At 49.1% G+C, this 24,466-nt stretch carries 18 protein-coding genes; 15 read left to right on the forward strand and 3 right to left on the reverse strand.

Translation table 11 applies throughout. The annotated features are described in order from the left end of the window. Positions 1 to 135 precede the first annotated feature (135 nt). The 3 genes from ACO6VG_RS18230 to map form a co-directional block, all read right to left on the reverse strand. The gene (locus tag ACO6VG_RS18230; RefSeq protein WP_422475055.1) at positions 136 to 1,362 is read right to left on the reverse strand and encodes a hypothetical protein; all 1,227 of its coding nucleotides are present in this window, start codon (positions 1,360 to 1,362) and stop codon (positions 136 to 138) included. Positions 1,363 to 1,559: 197 nt separating this feature from the next. Continuing rightward, complete coding sequence (gene glnD, locus ACO6VG_RS18235) at positions 1,560 to 4,277, reverse strand: [protein-PII] uridylyltransferase (RefSeq protein WP_422133624.1); 2,718 nt, start codon at positions 4,275 to 4,277, stop codon at positions 1,560 to 1,562. 111 nt (positions 4,278 to 4,388) lie between these two features. Next, on the reverse strand, positions 4,389 to 5,189 hold the full coding sequence (gene map / locus ACO6VG_RS18240; RefSeq protein WP_422475057.1) for a type I methionyl aminopeptidase: 801 nt from the start codon (positions 5,187 to 5,189) through the stop codon (positions 4,389 to 4,391). Between the two features lie 440 nt (positions 5,190 to 5,629). Between map and rpsB the strand changes: the two genes are divergently transcribed. From rpsB to dnaE, 15 genes are all read left to right on the forward strand, one after another. Then, the gene (rpsB, locus tag ACO6VG_RS18245; RefSeq protein ID WP_422133626.1) at positions 5,630 to 6,442 is read left to right on the forward strand and encodes a 30S ribosomal protein S2; all 813 of its coding nucleotides are present in this window, start codon (positions 5,630 to 5,632) and stop codon (positions 6,440 to 6,442) included. 195 nt (positions 6,443 to 6,637) lie between these two features. Further along, positions 6,638 to 7,498 carry a translation elongation factor Ts gene (tsf, locus tag ACO6VG_RS18250; protein WP_422409533.1) on the forward strand — a complete coding sequence of 287 codons (861 nt, stop codon included), beginning with the start codon at positions 6,638 to 6,640 and terminating at the stop codon, positions 7,496 to 7,498. A gap of 260 nt (positions 7,499 to 7,758) precedes the next feature. Further along, positions 7,759 to 8,499, forward strand: coding sequence for a UMP kinase (pyrH, locus tag ACO6VG_RS18255; RefSeq protein ID WP_317141688.1), 741 nt, complete (start codon positions 7,759 to 7,761; stop codon positions 8,497 to 8,499). Beyond that, positions 8,492 to 9,049 (forward strand): ribosome recycling factor, encoded by a 558-nt coding sequence (gene frr / locus ACO6VG_RS18260; RefSeq protein ID WP_422133628.1) that lies wholly within the window; start codon positions 8,492 to 8,494, stop codon positions 9,047 to 9,049. The genes pyrH and frr overlap by 8 nt, the downstream gene beginning before the upstream one ends. Positions 9,050 to 9,406: 357 nt before the next feature. Beyond that, on the forward strand, positions 9,407 to 10,162 hold the full coding sequence (gene uppS, locus ACO6VG_RS18265) for a polyprenyl diphosphate synthase (RefSeq protein WP_422137102.1): 756 nt from the start codon (positions 9,407 to 9,409) through the stop codon (positions 10,160 to 10,162). Continuing rightward, positions 10,156 to 10,956 carry a phosphatidate cytidylyltransferase gene (locus ACO6VG_RS18270; RefSeq protein ID WP_422133629.1) on the forward strand — a complete coding sequence of 267 codons (801 nt, stop codon included), beginning with the start codon at positions 10,156 to 10,158 and terminating at the stop codon, positions 10,954 to 10,956. Before uppS ends, ACO6VG_RS18270 begins: the two co-directional genes overlap by 7 nt. 2 nt (positions 10,957 to 10,958) lie before the next feature. Continuing rightward, a complete protein-coding gene (gene ispC / locus ACO6VG_RS18275) occupies positions 10,959 to 12,146 on the forward strand; it encodes a 1-deoxy-D-xylulose-5-phosphate reductoisomerase (RefSeq protein ID WP_422137898.1) in 1,188 nt (395 codons plus the stop codon). A gap of 154 nt (positions 12,147 to 12,300) precedes the next feature. Then, positions 12,301 to 13,677 (forward strand): sigma E protease regulator RseP, encoded by a 1,377-nt coding sequence (gene rseP, locus ACO6VG_RS18280; RefSeq protein ID WP_422475059.1) that lies wholly within the window; start codon positions 12,301 to 12,303, stop codon positions 13,675 to 13,677. A gap of 47 nt (positions 13,678 to 13,724) precedes the next feature. Then, entirely contained in the window at positions 13,725 to 16,040 is a 2,316-nt protein-coding gene (bamA, locus tag ACO6VG_RS18285; protein WP_422137900.1) for an outer membrane protein assembly factor BamA, read from the forward strand. Between the two features lie 420 nt (positions 16,041 to 16,460). Further along, the gene (locus tag ACO6VG_RS18290) at positions 16,461 to 16,958 is read left to right on the forward strand and encodes an OmpH family outer membrane protein (protein ID WP_422133633.1); all 498 of its coding nucleotides are present in this window, start codon (positions 16,461 to 16,463) and stop codon (positions 16,956 to 16,958) included. Between the two features lie 3 nt (positions 16,959 to 16,961). Next, positions 16,962 to 17,990, forward strand: a complete 1,029-nt coding sequence (lpxD, locus tag ACO6VG_RS18295; RefSeq protein ID WP_422133634.1) for a UDP-3-O-(3-hydroxymyristoyl)glucosamine N-acyltransferase — start codon at positions 16,962 to 16,964, stop codon at positions 17,988 to 17,990. Between the two features lie 274 nt (positions 17,991 to 18,264). Further along, on the forward strand, positions 18,265 to 19,032 hold the full coding sequence (gene lpxA, locus ACO6VG_RS18300) for an acyl-ACP--UDP-N-acetylglucosamine O-acyltransferase (protein ID WP_422137103.1): 768 nt from the start codon (positions 18,265 to 18,267) through the stop codon (positions 19,030 to 19,032). 53 nt (positions 19,033 to 19,085) lie between these two features. Next, the gene (gene lpxB / locus ACO6VG_RS18305) at positions 19,086 to 20,243 is read left to right on the forward strand and encodes a lipid-A-disaccharide synthase (protein ID WP_422137901.1); all 1,158 of its coding nucleotides are present in this window, start codon (positions 19,086 to 19,088) and stop codon (positions 20,241 to 20,243) included. Next, a complete protein-coding gene (gene rnhB / locus ACO6VG_RS18310) occupies positions 20,230 to 20,847 on the forward strand; it encodes a ribonuclease HII (protein ID WP_422137902.1) in 618 nt (205 codons plus the stop codon). The genes lpxB and rnhB overlap by 14 nt, the downstream gene beginning before the upstream one ends. 68 nt (positions 20,848 to 20,915) lie before the next feature. Further along, positions 20,916 to 24,425 (forward strand): DNA polymerase III subunit alpha, encoded by a 3,510-nt coding sequence (gene dnaE / locus ACO6VG_RS18315; protein ID WP_422475061.1) that lies wholly within the window; start codon positions 20,916 to 20,918, stop codon positions 24,423 to 24,425. The last annotated feature ends 41 nt before the right edge of the window (positions 24,426 to 24,466 follow it).

Here is a 24,466-nt window from a genome sequence, read left to right on the forward strand (position 1 = left end):
TTTTTATGTTTCTCATAACAGTTTGTTTGTTAATTTGGCGAAGGGGTTTTTGAGTATGTTATTTCTTCTCTCTTACAGCGTTTTGATACCAGGCTTCTGTAGTCCGAAATAACGGATATAAAGTTAATCTGTGCTCTAGAGGCTGGTTTCCAGAAGACCAACAGGGTGTGTTGTTGGCTCGCCAATGGCAGATACCTTTATTTGAAACGGATTTGTTAATTGCTGATTGTGCCTTTCAAGCAAGCCGCGGAGATTGCCAGCATGCACTGTATCAGGTACCTGGACTATAAATCTCAGTGTCTGGATGGAGGTCCGCTCGTTGAAATGAAATGACACCAGATTAAAGCCTCCTGTGCACTGCAGTAAATTCACTATCTGCTGCAAATGATTGATTTCCTCACTCATGAGTAAATTATCCGATCGAAATGTGAAACTCACCTGAAACCGGTTTGGAAACCAGGCACGGCTTAACATTAAAATGCTGGGAGGAATACAGATTCCGGTACTCAGACATGTGCCTCCCAAGGCAGGGATTCCCATACTAAATCCAACACTGGTAACTGCCGCTATAGCGATTGACTCAGTGAGAACCGCAATCCTTCCCCGATACCAGCGCGGATTTACATCCGAGTCACATATGTAGCTGCGGAGCCGGGTGAACGGCTGACAGGAATGCATTTCTTTAGCTTCCGTAGCAACCAGACTGGCGAACAGAACGACAAATTCATCCAGCTGATCTGGAGAACCTTCAAAAAAAAATGCACCACCGTCATCCTCTACTCTTTCCAGCCAGGAGGAAACGCTTGCACTTTTGGTTTGCAGCGGACGGATATATTCTTTCGATGCAGCAGTTGGTTGAGTTGTTAAGGGTAGGGAAGAAGTTGATGCAGTCCCGTCATGAGGATCAATGAAATGCAGTGAAACGGGTGAAGGAAGGCCTCCCAGGTTCTGGCCTTCATCGTTAATAATGTAAGTCAAATCAGAGAACTGACTTTCGGTGGATTCCGGCATGCCTCCAATTGCACCAGGTTCCTGATTTTCATCATTAGCACCTGATGTAAAATCAGAGGGCCGGACCGAGGGGGGAGAAGGCGCCGGTTCAGAAATTGGCAAGCCACCTACTGTTGTATATTTCTGATCTTCACTGGGTAACAATCCAGAGGGTTGTTCTTGTAATCCTTGTTCTACCGATGCTTGAGCTGCTTCTGTATCAAGGGGTACAGAGAGGTGGACTCTGACGATGGTCTGCGGACTCTGAAAAACAAGTAGGAAATGCTCTGCAACCGAAGCTGGTGGGGTCAGCAGGAGCAACACAGTAATGACAAAACTGAACGATACCCGGATAAGATATAGTTTTTTCATCATCACACCTGTTAATCAAAAGCTTAAAAATAGTTAAGCCACTGAAAAAAGATGTTTTTTATTTAGAATATTTCCGACTATGCAACACTTTGCAGGTGTTGTTAATGCTTTCCTGGCTCCGGTGTTTTTTGGTACAGCCATAAAGGGACTCAAGAGTCATAAACAGCTTGAAGTCCCCGATCGGCCTGGCTAAGAACTTATGGTTTCTGAAAGCGGATGACATCCTGTTCAGAGGCCTGTTGCAGAATCTGCTTCAGAGTCAGGCAGATATGCTCGGCAACATCAGGATCACTGATGGGCTGATGGTTTTTATCCGTGATAAAGAAGCTGTCTTCGAGTTTTTCACCAAAGGTAGCAACCTTGGCATTATGGACTTGCAGCTCCAGTTCCACGAAAGTCCTTACGACTCTGGCCAAAAGTCCGGGTCTGTCGGTTGCCCTGATCTCCAGCAGTGTCTTTTTAATGCCGGGTAAGTTGCTGATGGTGATCAGAGGTTCTTTGGCGAAGTGCCGAAGTTGTCTGGGGGTGCGTCTCTGGGCAGCAACGGGCATTTGCCCCGAATCGCTGAGAATATCTTGCAGGTAACTCTGTATCTGCACAATGCGAGACTCATTGTTACCTATGGCTGAACCGTCTTCTTCTAATACGGTATAAGTATCGAGACTGAACTGTTCACTGGAGGTAATGATTCTTGCGTCCTGGATACTGATGTGCAGGGAGTCAAGTCCGGCCACCGTTGCAGCAAAGAGATTGGGGCGGTCAGGCGCATAAACAAAAATTTGAGAACCACTGTGCTCCCTGTCAGTGTCTGTTTCCCGGGTCAGTATCAGGGGCTGCTGCTCCTGGTGAGCGAGAATTCCCTTCGTATGCCAGGCGATTTCATGGGGGTCATGACGGGAAAAGTAGTCGTCATCCAGAGTGTTCCAGAGTGACTGAATCGATTGCATGTCCAGGTTGTCATCAGCCAGCAGTGCGAGAGTCTCCTGCTGAATGTCCAGCAGTCTTTCATCACTGTCAGGCATATTCTCTATGCCGTGCTCCAGGACCAGGCGGGTCTGGCTATACAGCTGTTGTAATAAAGAAGATCGCCAGCCATTCCACAACTCAGGGTTGGTAGCATTAATGTCGGCAACAGTGAGCAGGTAAAGATGGTTCAGGTTGTTCAGATTGCCCACTTTACGTGCGAAATCCTGAATGACTTCCGGGTCCGACAGGTCTTTTTTCTGGGCCGTGGTCGACAGGGTGAGGTGCTCGCGTACCAGCCAGACAATGAGTTTGGTATCTACACGACGCAGGCCGTGTCTTCGGCAGAATACTTCGGCATCAACGGCACCCAGCTGAGAGTGATCACCTCCACGCCCTTTACCGATGTCATGATAAAGGCCGGCGACATAGAGTAACTCTGGTTTTTTGATGTCATGTATGATTCGAGAGGCAATAGGGTAGCGCTGCTTGTTTTCTTCGTAGCGAAAGCTACGCAGGTGCTTGATCAGCAACAGAGTATGCGCATCGACTGTATAGGTGTGGAACAGGTCAAACTGCATCTGGCCAATAATGCGACCAAACTCTGGCAGGTAGCGGCCAAGGATGCCATAGCGAGCCATTCTTCTGAGACTGATGGTTAATCCATAGGGTGCCTGCAAAAGCTGAAGGAATAATTTTGCGCACCTTGGGTCTTTTCTGAACTGACTGTCAACGGTGTGACGAATATCGCGCAGCAACCGGATGGTCTCAGCCCTTGGGCCGAGAATATCGGGGTCGCGGGTCATGAGGACAAACATTTCCAGAATAGCTGGCGGGTGCTCAGCGAATACCCGGTCATGAGTAACTTCAATGTACTGATTGCGTATCTGGAATCGATCATTGATAGCCGTTACGGTCTGCGGTTTGTCCGCATTCAGAATCTTGTCATCAAAATTCTGGAGGATCAGGTCTTTGAACTGGCCAACAATCAGAACCGTGCGGAAGTAGCTTTGCATGAACTGTTCTACCGCCAGTGAGCCAGGTTGGTCCCGGTAGCCAAACTGTTCAGCCAGTGATCGCTGGTGGTCAAACAGGAGTCTGTCTTCGCCCCGGCCGGCCAGTGTATGCAGTGCCCATCGTATCTTCCACAAAAATGCCCGGCAGCGGATGAGTTGTTCGTATTCGGCTTCTGTCAAAAAATTCAAAGCCATCAGTTTGATCGGGTCCTGGGTACCGAAATGACGTCTTGCGGTCCAACCCAGCATGTGCAAATCACGGATGCCGCCGGGTGAGCCTTTTATGTTGGGCTCCAGGCTATACGCGGTGTCAGCATACTTTTTGTGTCGGGCTTTCTGTTCGTCAAATTTGGCCTGAAGGTACTGATTGCTGGGCCACATATGGTGGACGCTGATCTTTTCCTGAAGTTGCTTGTTGAGATTTTCAGGATCACAGAGGGGGCGTGCTTCCATCAGGTTAGTGATGATGGTCAGATCGTCTCTGGCCTGTTCGGCGCATTCTTTTATGGACCGCACACTGGAGCCTACTTTCAGGCCAATGTCCCACAATGTCGTCAAAAAAGTTTCGATTTCTGTCTGGTGGGTCTGGTACTCGTCATTCTCCAGAAGAATCAGAATGTCGATATCGGAGCCAGGATGAAGCTCGCCCCGACCATAGCCTCCTACTGCAAGCAGGCTGATGTGTTCAGAATCGTCCCAGGCAGATTGTTCCCATACTGTGATAAGAATTTGATCGATAAGCCAAGTATGACTGTATACCAGCTGATCAATATTGACTTTTTTCCTGAACCATCGGTTCAGCATATCTCTGCCAGACTGGATGGTGTCTTTGTAAAGAGGGATGGAAGGCTGATTGCTGAGGGCGGTAACAAACGAGTTTTTATCAAACAGCTGGGCTTCAAGCTGATTCGGAATCTTTGGGTTTGCGTGATTCATAATAGATTATTCTCCTGGCACTCCGTCGCTAAAAAAAACGGCTCGCGCTTCTTTGAAGGCGAAATTCTACAGATCAGATTCTATAGATAAAACGTGCGAGCCATTCAGGGGTCAAAAAGGAAGCGTTTCTTCACTTCTGAGAGTCAGTACCTCGACGCCATCAGCGGTAACAAGAATGGTGTGCTCCCACTGGGCTGAAGGGCGACGATCCTTGGTGACCGCAGTCCAGCCATCTCCCAGGAGTTTGGTGAACTTCTTGCCGGCATTGATCATGGGTTCAATAGTGAATGTCATGCCTTCCCGCAGAACATAATCGTTATGATCGCCATAACCATCGTAATGAAGTACCTGAGGATCTTCATGGAAGACCTTTCCGATGCCGTGGCCGCAAAACTCTTCAACCACAGAGTAGTGGTTGGCGTGAGCATGCTGGGCGATGACCCGGCCAATATCACTCAACCTTACACCGGGTTTGACGATCTCGATGCCCTTGTAGAGACATTCCTGTGTGACATTGACTAATTTTTCTGCATAGGGCTGGACGTTGCCGATCAGGAACATCTTGCTGGTGTCACCGTGGTAACCGTCTTTGATAACAGTAATGTCGATGTTGAGCATATCGCCGTTCTTGAGGGTCTTCTTGTCATTGGGAATGCCGTGACAGACAACATGGTTCAGAGAGGTGCATATGGATTTTGGAAAACCGGGGCGACCGGGTGCAGCACCATAGTTCAGGGGGGCTGGAATAGCCTGCTGTTCATTAACGATGTAGTCGTGACAGATACGATCAAGTTCGCCAGTAGTAATGCCAGGTTTTACGTGGGGGGTGATCATCTCCAGTACTTCGGCAGCCAGCTTGCCGGCGATGCGCATTTTTTCAATATCTTCAGGGGTTTTGATCGTAACGTTCATTTCAAATATTCTTTGTCAGGCGCAGGAAATACCGAGAGTGCTCTATAGTGAGTGATCTTTGATGACGGGTTAACAAGGTCGTTTTGATCACTTATGACGGTCTGCTTCGGTAGCTTCCCAGGGGCTTTATGGATTCATTGCTGAAATTCTAACAGAAAAGAAGAGAGAGTTGGTTATTGTTAACTGGAACTGGCTTCAACTGTATAAAGAATCCTCCTGCAAAGAAATCTGTCGACTTTGAATCATCATAAGATTGTGGTATAAAATTGCGTCCTCGTGTTCAGGGTCACCTGATTGCGAGGTTACTATTTGATTTTGTAAACAGAACTCACATACACCGACACATGATTCAGGGTGCCCGAGTGCAGTCAGCGAGAGCTGATCGTTGGGTCGAACTCATGGGGTGTGTGGAGGCCTAACCCTGTAACAGGAGAATTCTCATGGCTCAAGTCACCATGCGTGACATGCTCAAGGCGGGCGTGCATTTTGGTCACCAGACTCGTTTCTGGAACCCGAAGATGAATAAATTCATCTTTGGTGCTCGTAACAAGATTCATATCATCAACCTTGAGCACACCATGCCTGCCTTTAATGAAGCGATGAGCTTCATTCGCAAGCTGGCCGAAGGTAAGAACAAGATTCTGTTTGTTGGTACCAAGCGTGCCGCCGGTAAGATCATTCGTGAAGAAGCTGCTCGCTGCAGCATGCCTTTCGTAGCACATCGCTGGTTGGGTGGTATGCTGACCAACTACAAGACCATTCGTCAGTCTGTACGTCGTCTGCGTGACCTGGAAGCTCAGGCTGAAGATGGCACTTTCGAAAAGCTGACCAAAAAAGAAGCCCTGATGCGCCGTCGTGATTTGGAAAAGCTGGATCGCTCTCTGGGTGGTATCAAGGAAATGGGTGGTCTGCCAGACGCACTGTTTGTTATCGATGTCGAGCACGAGCGCATCGCTATCCAGGAAGCCAATAAGCTGGGCATCCCTGTCATCGGTATCGTTGACACCAACTCCAGTCCTGAAGGTGTTGACTACGTTATCCCTGGTAACGATGATGCGATTCGCGCTATTCAGTTATACATTAAAGCTGCTGCTGATGTTGTTCTTGAAGGTCGTTCCGCTGCCAACACAGGCGCTGAAAGCGAGTTTGTAGAAGTTGAAGTAGAAGCTGCAGAAGCAGCTGAAGCTGCAGAAACTACAGAAGCAGCTGAAGCCAAGGCTGAAGACGGCCAGGAAGACACTAAGGAAGCTTAATCTTCTGGTCGTTGCGAAAAGGGGGCGTGGCCCCCTTTTTCAGATTTAAAAGAGCGTTTGTCACTTTGGGGTGGTCATTGACAGGAGCTTCAGTATGCACAAGCCTATTTTGTATGTCATAAGCTTGAAGCGCTAAACAACTAAGCTCAAGGCTGCCCTGAATCCCTTATTGAATATTTGCGAGAGGAACCCACCATGGCAGCAATTACTGCAGCACTGGTTAAGGAACTGCGTGAACGCACTGGCCTGGGCATGATGGAGTGCAAAAAGGCTCTGGTTGCTTCAGAAGGTGATATTGAAAAGGCGATTGAAGAGCTGCGTAAATCTGGTCAGGCTAAAGCCGCCAAGAAAGCAGGTCGTACCGCAGCTGAAGGTATTGTCGCTACCAAAGTTGCTGAAGATGGAAGCTTCGGTGTAATGGTTGAAGTTAACTCCGAGACCGACTTTGTTGCTCGTGATGACAACTTCCTGGGTTACGTTCAGACAGTGTTAGACGCTGCTTTTGACCGTAAGGAAGCTGACGTAGCCAAATTGATGGAAGGTGAACTGGAAGAAGCACGCCTGGCGCTGGTACAGAAGATCGGTGAAAACATCGGTGTCCGTCGTATTGAAATCGTAGAAGGTGGCGTGATTGACGCATACGTTCACGGTAACAAGCGTATTGCTGTTCTGGTTAGCCTTGACGGTGGCAGCTCCGAGCTGGCTCGTGATGTAGCTATGCACGTTGCTGCTGTTAACCCTCAGGTGGTTAACAAGGGCGACATGCCTGCTGAGCTGGTTGAAAAAGAGAAGGAAATCTTCAAGGCTCAGGCAGAGCAGTCTGGTAAACCAGCTGAAATTATCGAAAAGATGATTGCTGGTCGTATCAACAAGTTCCTGGCTGAAAACAGTCTTACTGAACAGCCTTTTGTTAAAGACCCTGATGTCAAGGTAGGTGCTCTGGCCAAGAAAGCTGGGGCAACTATCACTGGCTTCGTTCGTTACGAAGTTGGCGAGGGTATCGAGAAAGAAGAAGTGGACTTCGCTGCTGAAGTTCGCGCTCAGGCTGGACTCTGATCCTGATACTGGTTATTACTGGTTAATGGATGGTGCCTGACCTGTTAGCTGAACAGGCTTGACTGAGCCTGTTCAGCGGGTCTGCAGGTTTACCCGTGTTCTGGTATCTGAGCAATGATGCACTGCTGCAAGGTTGTATGTAAACGGCCGCTTTTGAGCTGCTGACAGTGCAGAAAGCTCATTTGGCAGGATGTGGGGTGAGTCGGCAGGTTATCGGGGACAGGCGCGCCTTCGCCTAACTCTGAATTGGAAAGCTGAATATGCCGGCAAATGATCGACAACCGAAATACAAGCGCATTTTGCTTAAGCTCAGTGGCGAGGCCCTTCAGGGAGCGGGGGACTTTGGCATTGATCCCAGTGTTCTTGACAGAATGGCTCTGGAAATTGGCCAGCTGGTCGGTATCGGCGTTCAGGTCGGTATCGTGATCGGTGGTGGAAACCTTTTTCGTGGCGCAGCGCTGAGTGCCGCTGGCCTTGACCGTGTGACTGGTGACCATATGGGGATGCTGGCCACAGTTATGAATGCTCTGGCTATGCGTGATGCCCTTGAGCGTTCAAACATCAACACCCGGGTCATGTCTTCCATTCCGATGGATGGTGTTGTAGAGCACTATGACCATCGTCGTGCAATGCGCTACCTCAATGGTGGCGATGTAGTGATTTTTTCAGCGGGTACCGGCAATCCTTTCTTTACAACAGACTCTGCAGCCTGCCTTCGCGGTATTGAGGTTGAGTCCGATGTTGTGCTGAAAGCAACCAAGGTTGACGGTATCTATGACAAGGATCCGGTTAAACATTCTGATGCAGTAAAATTTGAATCCCTGACCTATGATGATGTGCTCGAGCGCAAACTCGGCGTAATGGATTTGACTGCGATCTGTCTGGTCCGTGATCAGCAGATGCCCGTTCGGGTTTTCAATATGAATAAATCCGGTGCTCTGCTCAATGCAGTGGTAGGTGGCGAAGAAGGAACACTGGTGAGTGGGGTGGAAAATGATTGAAGAAATTAAGCAAGATGCGCAGGAGCGCATGAGCAAGAGTGTTGACTCTCTGGACAGTGCATTTGCCAAAATTCGTACTGGCCGCGCTCACCCGAGTCTGCTCGATAGTGTCAGGGTCTCTTATTATGGCTCCGAGACGCCATTGAGCCAGGTGTCTAACATTTCTACTGAAGATGCCAGGACTCTGGCTGTCCGCGTCTGGGAAAAGCAGATGGTTCCTGATGTAGAAAAAGCGATCCTGAAATCTGATCTGGGTCTGAATCCTTCCACTGCCGGTGAAGTGATTCGTATCCCTCTGCCTCCCCTGACTGAAGAAACCCGGAAGGGCTACACCCGTCAGGCACGTCAGGAGGCTGAAAACGCTAAAATTGCTATTCGCAATATTCGTCGTGATGCGCTGGCCGATATCAAGGAGCTGGAAAAGGAAAAAGAAATCAGTGAAGACGATGAGCGTCGTGCACAGGACGATATCCAGAAGGTAACTGATAAATACATTGCGGCAGTAGATGCGGCGTTGGCCAGCAAGGAAAAGGACCTGATGGAAGTTTGAGCGCTTCATCTTCTAATTGATTGGTTATAGACAGTCATGAGCGAAGAAAATCAATCTGTGTCAATCTGGATATAGCAGTCTCACTTTAATTGCAAATGTGGTTATTGTGGTGTTGTCGTCAGCTCTGTGTCATTGGCATGGCTGTGTTTCCTTAACATGGCTGTTTGATCGCTCCTCTTAATGTCTCATTTGATCAGGGATGGTGTTTCTCAGGTGGATTTGTGTATCTGTTCTGAGGTGTTAGGAGTGGCACTTTGCTGGCGTTTACAATTTGCAGTGAACGCTTCCGGAGTGCTGCAAATAAATTGTATTTTCAGATCAACAAAATAGTGAATGGCCATGAAATCGCAAGAGGAAATCGGCAGCCTTAAGGAAGTACCAGTTCAGAAGTTGCCCCGCCATGTGGCCATCATTCTGGATGGAAATAACCGCTGGGCGAAACGGCGACTGCTTCCGAGTCTTGCCGGCCATCGAGCGGGTCTGAAAGCAGTCAGAGAAGTGATTGAAGCCTGCGGTGAAGCAGGTATTGAAGTTCTGACTCTTTTCGCTTTCAGCAGTGAAAACTGGAACCGGCCGAAGAGTGAAGTGGATGGCTTGATGGAGTTGTTTCTGAGAACGCTGCGCAAGGAAACCGCTAAGCTCAAGAAAAATAATATCAGACTGAAAATTATAGGCGACATTAGTCGTTTTAGTCCGGACATACAGGAACATATTGCTGAAGCAGAAGCTTTGACTGCTGACGAAGCGAAAGTGACTCTGGTGATTGCTGCCAATTACGGAGGAATGTGGGATATTGCCCAGTCTGCCCGCAAAGTGGCTAACATGGTAGAGCAGGGGGAGATATCCGCTGACCAGGTTGATGAGTCGTTAATTGGTCAGCATTTGAGTACAGTGGGTATACCCGAGCCTGATCTACTCATCAGAACCAGTGGTGAACAGCGTATCAGTAACTTTCTTTTATGGCAGTGTGCCTACAGCGAATTTTATTTTACCAAAACCTTGTGGCCGGATTTCGATCGCAGGGAGTTTGAGCGTGCGCTCCTGGCTTATGTCAATCGCCAGAGACGATTTGGCAAGACCAGTGAGCAGGTGGAGGCTGAGGCTACGTGTTAAAACAGAGAATTCTAACTGCTGTAGTTCTGGCAGTATTGGCCCTGAGCAGTGTTATTTTTCTTCCTCCCACCGCTTTTTCAGTCCTGATTGCCCTGGTTATCATGCTGGGAGCCTGGGAATGGGCTAATTTGTCCGGCTTTAAAGATGTTTTTGCCCGGGTGGTTTATGTGTTGCTGATCGCTGGGGTCTGCTGGTTTGTGAAAGATATGTCGGCCTATGCACTGCTGACAGTGTCTGTTATCTGGTGGCTGCTGGCATTTGCTCTGGTGAAGAGTTATCCGGCCTCTGCCCGTTTCTGTCAGAGTCGATTGCTCAGGCTGGTGATGGGTGTGTTGACCTTGGTTCCAGCCTGGTTTGCACTCTCAAAACTTAAACTCCATGATCAGCATGGCTGGACCATTATTCTGGTGTTTCTGCTTGTCTGGGCAGCCGATATAGGTGCCTACTTTGCCGGTAAGAATCTTGGTCGTCACAAGCTCGCCGAGAGGGTGAGCCCCAAGAAAACGGTTGAAGGATTGGTCGGTGGGCTACTAATGTCGTTACTGGTGGCGGCCTGTGTGGGCTTGTATTTTGACCTTTCTTTAGCTCGTGGGCTGGGTCTTTTGGTACTTTCAGTTGCTGTTGTTCTGGTTTCCGTATTGGGTGATCTTTTTGAAAGTATGCTCAAGCGTGAGCGCGGTATTAAGGACAGTAGTAATTTACTGCCAGGTCATGGTGGGGTGCTGGATCGAATAGACAGCCTGACGGCGGCTGTGCCGGTCTTTACTCTGGCTCTGATTGTCGGAGGGAGTTAAGCATGCAACAGGTTTGTGTCCTGGGTTCAACCGGGTCTATCGGAAAAAGCACTTTGGACGTCATTGCTCGAAACAATGATCGTTACAGAGTCAGGTCGCTGGTCGCATGTCGAAGTCATGATGCGATGTTGGAGCAGGTGAGGGCGTTTAAGCCGGACTTCGCTGTCATGTCAGATCCTGCTGTTGCCGATCAGTTGCGAGCATCGGTAAAAGCTGAAGGGATTAAAACAGAGGTTCTTGGTGGTAGTCGGTCAGTCGCTCTGATGGCTGCTGATTCAGACATCGATATCGTCATGGCTGCTATTGTCGGAGCCGCAGGTCTGCTGCCTACTCTGGCCGCTGTCAAGGCAGGTAAGAAAGTCTTGCTGGCAAACAAAGAGGCGCTGGTTATGACCGGGGCGCTCTTTATGGATTCGGTAAAAGAGTCTGGTGCCCAGCTGTTGCCAATTGATAGTGAGCACAATGCTATCTTTCAGTGTCTTCCCCATGGTTATAGTGAAGGTCTTCAGGGGGTTGGGGTTCGCAGAATTCTATTAACCGCTTCGGGTGGGCCTTTCAGGGATGCACCGGTAGACACTCTACCTGCTGTTACACCAGCCCAGGCATGTGCTCATCCGAACTGGAGCATGGGGCGAAAGATTTCAGTAGACTCGGCCACCATGATGAACAAGGGGCTTGAGTTTATTGAAGCTTGCTGGCTCTTTGGTGCTCGTCCCTCCCAGGTCGAGGTGCTGATTCATCCGCAGAGTATCATTCATTCTCTGGTGGATTATGAGGATGGCTCAGTTCTGGCACAAATGGGCAATCCGGATATGCGCACACCGATTGCTCATGCAATGGCCTGGCCTGAGCGCGTGCAATCCGGTGTGGAGCCGCTTTCTCTGGCCGATATTGGCAGACTGGATTTTCAGAAGCCCTGTATGCAACGTTTCAGATGTTTGCAGCTGGCTCAGGATGCTGCAACTACCGGTGGGACTGCAGCCGCTATGTTAAATGCAGCCAATGAGACGGCTGTGGAAGCCTTCCTGGGTGATCATCTACGTTTTGATCGTATCCCGGAAGTCATTGATGCCACGCTTCAGGCGCTTCAGGTGTTCAGTGCAGGTGATATTGAGCAGGTGCTGGATGCTGACCGAAAGGCCAGGTTGCAGGCCAGAACCCAGATTGAACAGTGGCACAAGACAGCTTGATGCTGTCATGGCTTAAATACATATATTTACTGTCATTCTGGCGATATTCTATTTACAGTCGTACATTGAATCATAAAACTCTGTCAACCACTGCTGTCTGCGAGTTCAAGGTCAAAGCAGGCAGGCAGGCGTACCGGAGGTTGGGTAGCGCGAAATGATATTTGGAACTTTGCAAACGTTTTTGGCTTTTGTCATAACGTTAGGAATTCTTGTCAGTATCCATGAGTTTGGCCACTTCTGGGTGGCCCGTCGTTGTGGTGTCAAGGTTCTTCGCTTTTCCGTAGGTTTTGGTAAGCCGCTCTGGAAGCGAACTGATCGTCAGGGGACTGAATACGTAATTGCAGCCATCCCCCTTGGCGGTTATGTCAAGATGCTGGATGAGCGGGAGGGGCCTGTACCTGAATCGGAAAGAGCCTTCGCTTTTAACAACAAGCCTGTCCTGTCCCGGATAGCGATTGTGGCTGCGGGTCCGATCGCTAATTTCCTGCTGGCAATAGCGGCACTGTGGTTAATGTATGTTTTGGGTGTAAAGACTGTGCTGCCGCAGGTTGAAAAAGTATTGCCTGATTCTCCTGCTGCAATAGCCGGTATTCAGCCCGGTGATGAGATTTTAAGAATTGACTCAACAGATACACCCGGATGGCAACAGGTGACTATGGAGCTTTTGTCGTTTATTGGCGACAATCGCTCTGTTGAAATCGTGGTCAGGCCCGGAATCCCTGGTCAAAAGCCTGAAGGCACTGAAGTCATCAGGCAGGTGCCCCTGCATAACTGGCTGGTAGGTCAGGAGGATCTGAATCCCGTCAGGGCACTGGGGATTGTACCTTACTCACCACAACTACCTGCTGTTATCGGTCAGGTTGTTCCGGGCGGTGCTGCTGAGCAGGCAGGCCTCCAGCCCGGAGATAAAATTCTTAAAACCAATGGTGAGCCTGTACAGGATTGGCTGGCATGGGTTAACCTGATTCGTAGTCACTCTGGTAAAACACTGCAGTTAGACGTTGAGCGTAACGGCAGTCTCCAAAGTCTTACCATTACGCCTGGTGAGAAAGAGGTGGAAGGTCAATCTGTGGGTTATATTGGTGCTGGTGTTCAGTCGGTCTCCTGGCCTGACGATATGGTCAGGACCTTGCAGTTTAACCCGCTCTCCGCAGTGCCCAAAGCTATTCAGGCAACGTCAGCTTTGACAGGAATGACGCTTGAGTCGCTGTGGAAGATGGTTGTCGGGCTGGTTTCGGTAAAAAACTTGAGCGGCCCTATTACCATTGCTAAAGTGGCTGGCGCGTCCCTGCAATCAGGACTGGAGAATTTTCTCTATTTCTTGTCCATGTTGAGTGTCAGCCTTGGGGTTTTGAATTTACTGCCCATTCCTGTACTGGATGGAGGACACCTGTTGTTTTATCTGGTGGAGTGGGTCAGAGGGAAACCTCTGTCTGAAAAGGCTCAGATGGTTGGGTTGAAAATTGGGGTGACTCTGGTGGTCAGTGTAATGATGCTGGCTCTTTATAATGACATAAGCCGGCTTTTCTGATGCGACTACCCAGAGTGAAAAATGAACACGGACTAAGAACGGATTCCATGAAGCGATCACTGTTGTCTCTGCTGATTGGCTCGATGGCCTATGCGTCAGGCGCTAATGCTTTTGTAGTGTCTGATATCCGGATTGATGGCCTTCAGAGGGTTTCAGCCGGTACAGTATTTAATGCATTGCCCATAGAGGTTGGGGATGATATTGAATCTGTGCAGATTTCCAGTGCAGCTAAATCTCTGTTCCGCACGGGGTATTTCAAAGATATTCAAATGGCCAGAGACGGTGATATTCTGGTCATTTCGGTTATTGAGCGACCTTCAATCAGTGAAATTGTAATTAAGGGTAACAAAGCCATCAAAACGGATGATCTCAAGCAGGGGCTGAGTAAGTCAGGTCTGGCTGAAGGTGAGATTTTTCAGCAGGCTACCCTGGAGGCTATTCGACTTGAACTGGAGCGTCAATATGTTGCTCAGGGTCGTTATGGAGCCAGTATTACCGCTGATGTTGAAGCTCAGCCCCGTAACCGGGTCAAGCTGACTATCAATGTCAAAGAAGGCAAGGTAGCGACCATCCGACATATCAATGTCGTTGGTAATACGGTTTTCCCTCAGGAAGATGTACTGGGTTTGTTTGAACTCAAAGAGTCGCACTGGCTCTCGTTCTTTGGCTCCAGTGATAAGTATTCCCGGGAAAAACTCTCGGGTGATCTGGAGCGTCTGCGCTCTTACTATCTGGATCGAGGCTACATCAACTTTAATATTCGCTCCACTCAGGTTTCGATTAGTCCTGACAAACAGAGTGTTTTTATCACTGTTAATATTGATGAAGGTGATAAATACTCAATCAGTGATGTCAAGCTGGCGGGCGACTTGATTATCTCTGAAGAAGAGGCCAAAAGCTTGTTGCTGGCCAGACCGGAACAAGTGTTTTCCCGTCGGGTGATTACGACGACAGAAGAAATTCTGAGCAGGCGCCTGGGTAATGAAGGTTATACCTTTGCCAATGTGACAGGTATACCGACTCCGGATCACGAAAAGAAAACCGTTTCCCTGACATTTTTTGTTGATCCTGGTAAACGTGCTTATGTTCGCAGGATCAACTTCACCGGGAATACCAAAACCGAAGATGAAGTTCTGCGTCGTGAGATGCGCCAGATGGAGGGTGCTTCTGCGAACACTCAGAAGATTGAGCAATCCAAGGTGCGTCTGGAACGTCTGGGTTTCTTTAAGTCAGTCAATGTTGAAACACCACCGGTTCCCGGAACCAGTGACCTGATTGACGTGAACTACACCGTTGAAGAGCAGCCTTCGGGCAGTATATCAGCCAGTGTGGGTTTCTCTCAGTCTGACGGCCTGCTTTTGGGCGGCTCTATCAGTCAGAACAATTTCCTGGGGACCGGTAACAAGGTGTCTGTAGGTCTGAACAAAAGTGATGTCAGTCAGCTCTATAACTTCAGCTTTACTGATCCGTATTTCACCGTTGATGGTGTCAGCCGTGGTTTCAACTTGTATCACCGTTCTTATGATTACAGTGATACTGATATCTCGAACTATGCTGCAGATACAACCGGTGCCAATGTTAACTTTGGTTACCCGATTTCGGAAACTCAGACAATCAGTATGGGATTGGGTATTGACGATACCAGTATTACAACGGGTTCAGAAACGCCGGATTATATTCTCAATTATCTGAAGGAGAATGGTGATAGTTTCACAAACGTCAAGACAACGCTGAGTTGGTCCGAAAATGAATTGAATCGGGGCCTGCTGCCGACACGGGGTTACTCTCAAAGTGCATCGGCGCAGGTGACTATTCCGGGGTCGGATGTCAGCTTTTACAAGCTGGTTTATCGTGGCCAGTACTTCTATCCGTTTACCGACTCGCTGACAGGGCGCGTCTCTACCAGAATCGGTTATATCGGTGCCTATGGTGATACCACCGACATACCTTTCTTCGAGCATTTCTATGCGGGTGGCTTTGGCTCTGTTCGTGGCTATAAAGATAACTCCCTGGGTCCTAAGGCCAAAGAGCGGACAGACAATGATTACAACGCCATTGGTGGTGATTTTGTCTTCGAGGGTACCGCTGAAGTGCTCTTCCCTCTGCCTTTTGTGAAAGATCAGCGTTCGCTCAGAACCAGTCTGTTCTTTGATTACGGTAATGTCTTTGATACCAATTGTCCCAGCGGTGATATCAAGGATTGCTCGAAGCCTGATTTTGGTTCGCTTCGTTACAGTGTGGGCGTGGGCCTGACCTGGATTACTCCACTCGGACCGCTGACCTTTAGTCTGGCCAAAGCACTTAATCCCGAGGGAGAGGACGAGACTCAGGTGTTTGCGTTCTCCCTGGGTACGCCTTTCTAAAACCTCTCGTGATTTTATTGAGGGCTGCTTCTGGCATTAGCAGCTCTCAATAAGATTTTCAGAAGCCAATACAATCATACAGGTTGAGCGAGTGTTTCCTCAGCAGTTTTCGGCTCTGATTTCCACCTGATTATTCCTGCGATTCGATAATACCGAAGGATGGTTTTATATATGATGAATGCCCACTTTTTTTGCCAGGAGAAAGAATCAGTTTTTACTGATTCTATACAAGCAGAGCAGTATAAATAGATGCGATATAATACCATTTCATTATAATTAGTGCGTTCTCGCATGTGGCTTTAGGAAAGCTTTGAAGCTGTTTCAGAATTTATCAGGTGATTGTTTCAGGCTTTAGAGAGTTTCTGGTATACAAAGGTATACTCTGTTTTGGACTTTGCGTTTTTATTCAGGAGAAAGAACTTGAAATCGATCAAATTGGCGTTTGTTGCTCTGCTGCTGTTATCTCCATTGGCTCAGGCACAAAAAATCGCTGTTGTGGATTCTGAGATGGCTGTTCTGGAGTCAGACGCTGCCAAAAAATATGCCAAAGAAGCTGAAAAGATGTTTGCTCCTAAAATCAAACAGCTCAAAGCACTGCAGGAAGAAATCAGAGTAATGGAGCAAAAGCTGCAGAAAGATGGTCCTACTTTAACCGAGGGTCAGCGTGAGAATCGTCAGGTCCAGATCAAGCGTAAGTTTGAAGATCTGCAACTGCAAGATCGACAGCTGCGAAGCGAAAAAGCCCGTTCTGACCAGACCGAACTGGGTAAGCTGAGACCGAAGCTTGATAAAGCGATTGAGGAAGTGTCTAAAGAGCAGGACTATGATCTGGTTCTGGAGCGTGGTGCTACGCGTTTCGTTAAGCCTGGTTTTGATATCACCCGTAAGGTGATTGAGCGCATGAATAAGTTGAAGTAATTCATGAAACAGTCTTTTTCCTTTACCTTGTCTGAGCTGGCTGACAGAGTGGCTGCTGAACTCAAGGGTGATGGTGAGGAGTGTATCTCTGGCCTGAATACCCTTCAGGATGCTGTTGCTGGTGAGCTGGCCTTTTTAGCGAATCCCGCCTACGCTCGCTACCTGGAGACTACAGGGGCCAGTGCCGTTATTCTGGCACCCGCTCAGGCTGAAGCCTGGGCCGGGAATGCATTGATTCTGGATAATCCTTATCTGGGGTATGCTTCTCTTTCTCATCTGTTTGATACTGATAAGGGGTTGCCTGAAGGTATCCATTCCTCCGCAGTTATTGCTTCAGACGCCGCGATTCATCCAACGGCCGCAATAGGCCCAAAAGTAGTGATTGAGTCCGGAGTTCAGATCTCTGAGGGTGTTCGAATTGATGCCGGTGCTGTGATTGGTCATGACACTGTGATCGGTAAGAACAGTCATATTTGTCGAAATGTTTCAGTCTGTCACGGTGTCTTTATTGGTGAGCGCAGTATTATTCATGCTAATGCTGTTATCGGGGCCGATGGCTTTGGCAACGCCCGATTGGACGGGCAGTGGCATAAAATAGCCCAGATCGGTGGAGTAGTTATCGGTAACAATGTAGAGATTGGTTCCTGCACCTGTATTGATCGAGGCGCATTGGGGGACACGGTGATACACGACGGAGTCAGAATCGACAATCTTGTGCAGATCGCTCATAACGTGATAATAGGAAAGCACACTGCTATTGCTGCCAATGTCGGTATTTCCGGTAGTACCAGGGTTGGTGAATATTGCACCATTGCTGGTGCTTCGGGTCTTGCGGGTCATATCACCATTGCTGATCATGTTCATCTCTCTGGAATGGCAATGGTTACCAAATCCATATCCCGTTCTGGTGCCTATGCATCCGGGACAGGCATCATGGATGCGGGGGAGTGGAGAAAGAACGCGGTCCGCTTCAGGAGACTTGATGATATGGCCAAACGACTTAAACGGTGCGAGCGCCGACTCGAAGAATGAAACCCGTTTGATGTGCCGCACGTTCGGTATCTATCAGCAAGAGGCTGGTTTATCAGTCTCTTGCTGTATTTCCTGATCATCCTGTCATGCCCAGTGATCAGGTTTTGCTGAGGGCTTAATTTCTGGCCATGAAAAGAAATGTCTGGAAGTTCTCCTGTCAGGGGGAGGTTGATGGTAAGATAGCCCGCTGTGCTGAAATAACCTGTGCAAGAAAGGAACTATAGTCTTGATTGATTCCCGTTCCAGCCAAGAATCAAATGCTGTTCTGGATGAATTGATCCATCCGACAGCCATTATTGATCCGCGTGCTGCTTTGGCACCGGACGTAAAGGTCGGACCCTATGCCATTGTTGGTGCAAACGTTGAAATTGACTCTGGAACAGAAATTCATGCCCATGCTGTTGTCAAGGGGCACACCAAAATAGGCAGAAATAACCGCATTTTCCAGTTCGCCAGTGTTGGTGAAGATTGTCAGGACCTGAAGTACGCAGGCGAAACGACCTGGCTTGAAATGGGTGACAATAATGTGATCCGTGAGGGTTGTACTATTCATCGGGGGACTTCCCAGGATAATTCGATTACCCGCATTGGCAGCAATAACCTGTTGATGGCCTACGTTCATGTGGCCCATGACTGCATCGTTGGTAATAACATTATCCTGGCCAATAACGCTACGCTGGCCGGTCATGTCAGGATTGGTGATGGGGTCATCCTGGGAGGGTTCACCACCGTGCATCAGTTTTGTGTTATTGGTGATTTCAGTATGAGTGCTGCTCATACAGCTCTCTTCAAGGATGTTCCTGCATTCGTGATGGTCAGTGGTAACCCGGCCAAGGCTCACGGCATGAATTTTGAGGGGATGAGGCGTCGTGGTTACAGTTCGGAACTGATCCGTGAATTGCGTCAATGTTACAAGTTGATCTACCGGCAGGGTCTGCGGACTAATGAGGCACTGGACAGGCTTGAATCCATGAAAAAACAGCCCCAAATCCAGTTGCTTATTGACTCTTTGAAAGCGTCAACCCGAGGTATCACGCGCTGATTTTCGAAGTCAGTCTTTCCCTGCCAGCCACATATTTTTCACGGTAAATAGGAATGTCCAGAACACTGTCATTTGCTCTGGTGGCCGGGGAGGCCTCGGGTGATCTGCTGGGAGCAGCGCTGATCAGAAAGATCAAATGCCATCACCCCGATGCCCGATGCTATGGGATTGGTGGTCCAATGATGATCGCTGAAGGGTTTGAGAGTCTTTTCCCCATGGAGAGGCTTTCAGTAATGGGGCTTGTTGAGGTGCTGGGGCGGCTGAGAGAGCTATTAGGGATTCGCAAGCAGCTGAAAGAAACTTTCATGGCAGAAAAACCAGACGTTTTTATCGGGATTGATGCGCCTGACTTTAACTTGGCTTTGGAAAAGTACCTTAAATCCAATGAGATACCTACAGTTCATTATGTAAGTCCTCAGGTTTGGGCATGGCGAGAAGGCCGATTGAAGAAAATTCGGTGTGCCGTTGATCATATGCTCGCGCTTCTCCCGTTTGAGGCAGATTACTATCAGGGGCATGGGGTTCCGGTCACTTTTGTTGGTCATCCGCTGGCCGATCAAGTGGCCTGGGAGCCGGACGCGGTTGCAGCTCGGCGCTCACTGGGAATGGATGAAGAAGGGCTTGTGGTCGCCTTATTGCCGGGCAGTCGAAAAGCTGAAGTATCCCGTTTGGGGGAGCTTTTTTTAAACACTGCGCGCCTGCTAAAGAAAGACCATCCCGATATTCGGTTCGTCATTCCCTGTGCCAATGAAAAGAGAAAGTTGCAGTTGCTACCCATGCTGGAAGATTTTCCAGATCTGAATGTCACGGTTGCCGTCGGTAAAACTTCTGAGATGATGGCGGCAGCCAATGCGATTTTGATCGCTTCAGGAACGGCTACTCTGGAGGCAGCTTTACATAAGAGGCCCATGGTGATCAGCTATCGAATGGCGTCACTGAGTTTTGCGATTCTCAGCCGTTTGGTAAAAGTTGAACATGTTGGCCTGCCGAATTTGTTGGCGAGCGAGCCCTGTGTACCTGAGCTGCTGCAAGACGATGCGACCTCTGAAAAGCTTCATGAAGCCATGGCCAGGGCATTAGACGATCAGGAGTGGCGAAGTCATCTGGTTCAGGAATTTACAGCGATTCATAAAACCCTCAAACGTGATGCCAGTGCTCTGGCCTATGATGCGGTGATGTCGGTAGTAGGAAAATACGATGCAACAAAATGAGCTGGGTTTTTTTGCTGTCCCCGAGACCGTTACACAGGTTTGTGGTGTCGACGAGGTGGGTCGGGGCCCACTCTGCGGTCCGGTGGTGACCGCCGCTGTCATTCTGGACCCTGATAATCCCATAGCCGGGCTTAATGATTCCAAGAAACTGTCTGAAAAGAAACGTGATGCGCTCTTTGAAGAAATCAAAGAGAAAGCACTGGCCTGGTCCATCGGCAGGGCTGAAGTTCATGAGATCGATGAACTGAATATTCTTCATGCCACTATGCTGGCCATGCAGAGAGCGGTTGCAGGCCTTTCAGTGAAGCCGGAACTGGCCCTGATCGATGGTAATCGTTGTCCTGATCTGCCCTGTCCTGCTGAGGCTGTGGTGAAAGGTGATGGTTCTGTTCCGGAGATTGGGGCAGCTTCTATTCTGGCAAAAGTAACACGTGATCGTGAAATGGTTGAGTTGGAAAAGCACTATCCCGGTTACGGGATTGCCGGTCACAAAGGTTATCCAACCAGAGTTCATATGGATGCCCTGAAAAAGCTTGGGGCGACGCCTATCCATCGTCGTTCGTTCAAGCCTGTCCGTGATGCATTGGAGGCATCGGGGTTATAACGAGCTGGCAGTTAACATGGCTCCGTTGTTAGAATTAAAAATCACCATCAATCGGTCTACCTTCTCTCATGCCTGCACGTTTCATACATCTGAGACTTCATACAGAATTTTCCCTGAGCGATGGCCTGGTTCGCATCAAGCCACTGATTAAGGCAGCGGGAGAGCTGGGTTTTCCTGCGGTGGCCGTTACTGATCAGTCGAACCTTTGCTCGCTGGTAAAGTTTTATAACAGTGCCCAGGGGGCGGGTATTAAACCGATCAGTGGCGCTGACTTATGGGTTACGCATTCTGATCCGGCTCTTGAGCCTGTGAGACTTGTATTGCTTTCTATGAATGAGAAGGGCTATAGAAACCTCACAGAGCTGATTTCCCGGTCCTTTCTGGAGAATCAGCAGCATGGCAAAGCCATTGTCAAAAGAGAATGGATTCAGGAAAAATCTGAAGGCCTGATAGCGCTATCAGGTGCCAGAGAAGGGGATGTAGGTCAGGCCATTCTTAATGGCAATGAAGCGCTGGCGGGTGAGCTTTTGACTGAATGGATGGAAGCTTTTCCGGGGCGTTACTATCTTGAGCTGCACAGAACATCCCGAGCGGGTGATGAGGATTGCCTGCATGGCTCCGTCGCGCTGGCTGAAAAATACGATTGCCCGGTAGTGGCCACCAACGATGTCATGTTCATCAATAAAGAAGACTTCGAAGCCCACGAAGCCCGGGTGTGTATCGGTGAAAGTTCAACCCTGGACGACCCGCGCAGGGTCAAAAGATACAGCGAAGAGCAGTATCTGAAAACGGAAGAAGAGATGTGTGAACTCTTCTCCGATATCCCTGAAGCGCTTGAAAATTCAGTGGAAATTGCCCGGCGCTGCTCGGTTTATGTGCATCTGGGCGAGTACTTTCTGCCAGAATTTCCCATCCCTGAGGGGATGACGATGGATGCCTTTTTCAGGAAGTTTTCCCATGATGGTTTGACTGAACGTTTGCAAACTATTCTGGACCCTGCTGATTCTGACTATGTCAGTAAAGAAAAAGTGTATCGGGATCGTCTCGATTTCGAACTGGATATTATTCTCCAGATGGGATTTCCGGGCTATTTCCTGATCGTAATGGATTTTATCCAGTGGTCTAAAAGTAACGGCATACCGGTCGGGCCGGGGCGTGGTTCCGGTGCTGGTTCACTGGTGGCCTACGCGCAAAAAATTACCGACCTTGACCCTATTCAGTATGACCTGCTGTTCGAGCGATTCCTGAATCCGGAGCGGGTGTCCATGCCTGACTTTGATGTCGACTTCTGTATGGATGGCAGAGACAGGGTGATTGACTATGTCGCCAGAACCTATGGTCGTGATGCGGTCTCCCAGATCATTACTTTCGGTACCATGGCTGCTAAGGCGGTGGTCAGGGATGTAGCCAGGGTCCAGGGCAAGTCCTACGGTCTTGCAGACCGGCTCTCGAAAATGATTCCCTTCGAGATCGGTATGACCCTCGGTAAAGCTTACGAGCAGGAAGCTACTATCAGGGATTTTCTTGATATCGATGAAGATGGCAAGGAAATCTGGGATATGGCGCTCAAACTTGAAGGAGTTACCCGCAATGTCGGTAAGCACGCTGGCGGTGTCGTCATAGCACCGACCAAACTGACCGATTTTGCACCGCTTTACTGTGATGAAGCCGGTGGCGGTGTTGTTACCCAGTTTGATAAAAATGATGTTGAGTCTGCTGGTCTGGTGAAGTTTGACTTTCTGGGGCTGAGAACTCTGACCATCATTGACTGGGCGTTGAAAATGATCAACCCCCGCCGCCAGCAACGTGGCGAGGATGAGCTTGACATCATGATGATCGATCTGGAGGACAAGTTCTCCTACGACATGCTCAAGCGGGCTGAGACCACTGCGGTTTTCCAGCTTGAGTCCCGGGGCATGAAGGATCTGATCAAGCGTCTTCAGCCCGATTGTTTTGAGGATATCATCGCTCTCGTGGCCCTTTTTCGCCCGGGGCCTCTGCAATCGGGCATGGTAGATAACTTCATTAATCGTAAGCATGGCCGGGAAGAGTTGTCCTATCCGGATGCTCAATATCAGCACGAGTGGCTTCAGCCGATTCTGCAGCCTACCTATGGCATCATCCTGTATCAGGAGCAGGTCATGCAGATCGCTCAGGTGCTGGCAGGTTATACCCTGGGTGGTGCGGATATGCTTCGTCGAGCCATGGGTAAGAAAAAACCCGAAGAGATGGCCAAGCAGAGAGCAGTCTTTGAAGAAGGGGCTATCAAACAGGGGATTGATGGCGAGCTGGCGATGAAAATCTTCGACCTTGTGGAGAAATTTGCCGGTTACGGCTTTAACAAATCTCACTCGGCTGCCTATGCCCTGGTCTCTTATCAGACGCTTTGGCTGAAAGCCCATTACCCGGCAGAATTTATGGCGGCGGTCATGAGTTCCGATATGCAGAATACCGACAAGGTTGTGACGTTTATTGAAGAGTGTCGGGAAATGGAACTTACGCTGCTGCCACCGGATGTAAACAGTGGTGACTATATGTTTGGCGTGAATGACGACGGGCATATTGTTTATGGTCTGGGTGCCATCAAGGGCGTTGGTGAGGGGCCTATCGAATCCATTGTTGAAGCCAGAAACTCAGGCGGTCCATTCAAGGACCTCTTTGATTTTTGTGAACGTGTTGATGCCAAGAGTATCAATAAACGGGTTCTGGAGGCTTTGATTCGTTCCGGTGCCCTTGATCTGCTGGGGCCTGCACCGGGTAAAAAGGCCCGATACAATTTTAACCGCGCGGTGTTGGAGTCCAGCCAATCTGAAGCCATGAAAGCGGCAGACCAGGCCGCCAAGAGTTTTGACTCTGGCCATGGTGATCTGTTCGGTGCACTGGTGCCCGCCGGTGAAGAGGATGTCTACGATAAGTACGGCAATGTCGAAGAGTGGGCCGATAAAGTTCGGCTGAGTGGCGAAAAAGACACTCTGGGTCTGTACCTGACCGGTCATCCCATTGATGAATATGAGCAGGAGATCAAACACTTTATTCGCAACCGTATCCGGGACCTTCAGCCAGCCAGAGGCGAAAGTCAAAACATAGCAGGCCTGGTGGTGGCCATGAGGACCATGAATAACAAACGCGGCGACAAAATGTGTTTTGTGACATTGGATGATCGTACTGGCCGAATCGAAGTATCGATCTTTGCCGATGTTTTTGAGCAGTGTCAGGCGCTCATCAAGATGGATACGGTGATTGTCTTTGAAGGGGAGGTCAGCTTTGATGACTACTCTGGTAGCCTCAAGGTCAGAGCCAAGAAAGCTCTCAACCTGATTGATGCCCGAAGTTACTATGCCCGCAGGCTGCTGGTGGATTTAAGCAGTGGGCAGGTGGACAATGCGTTTCATGCCAAAATGTCCGGCTTGCTCAGACAGCATCCGGGTCAGCTCCCGGTGCAGGTCAACTACACCAGTGACGATGCTTCGGCCAGTATCCGGCTGGGCGAAAAATGGAATGTTAGTCCCAGTGATGACCTGGTGATGGGTTTAAGGCAATGGCTGGGCAAAGAGTCCGCCAAAGTAGAGTATCAGTAACAGACGCTTACTCTTATTAACTCGACATATTGATCGCTTTT

This window comes from Endozoicomonas sp. ALB032, from assembly GCF_049310125.1.
Classification (GTDB): domain Bacteria; phylum Pseudomonadota; class Gammaproteobacteria; order Pseudomonadales; family Endozoicomonadaceae; genus Endozoicomonas_A.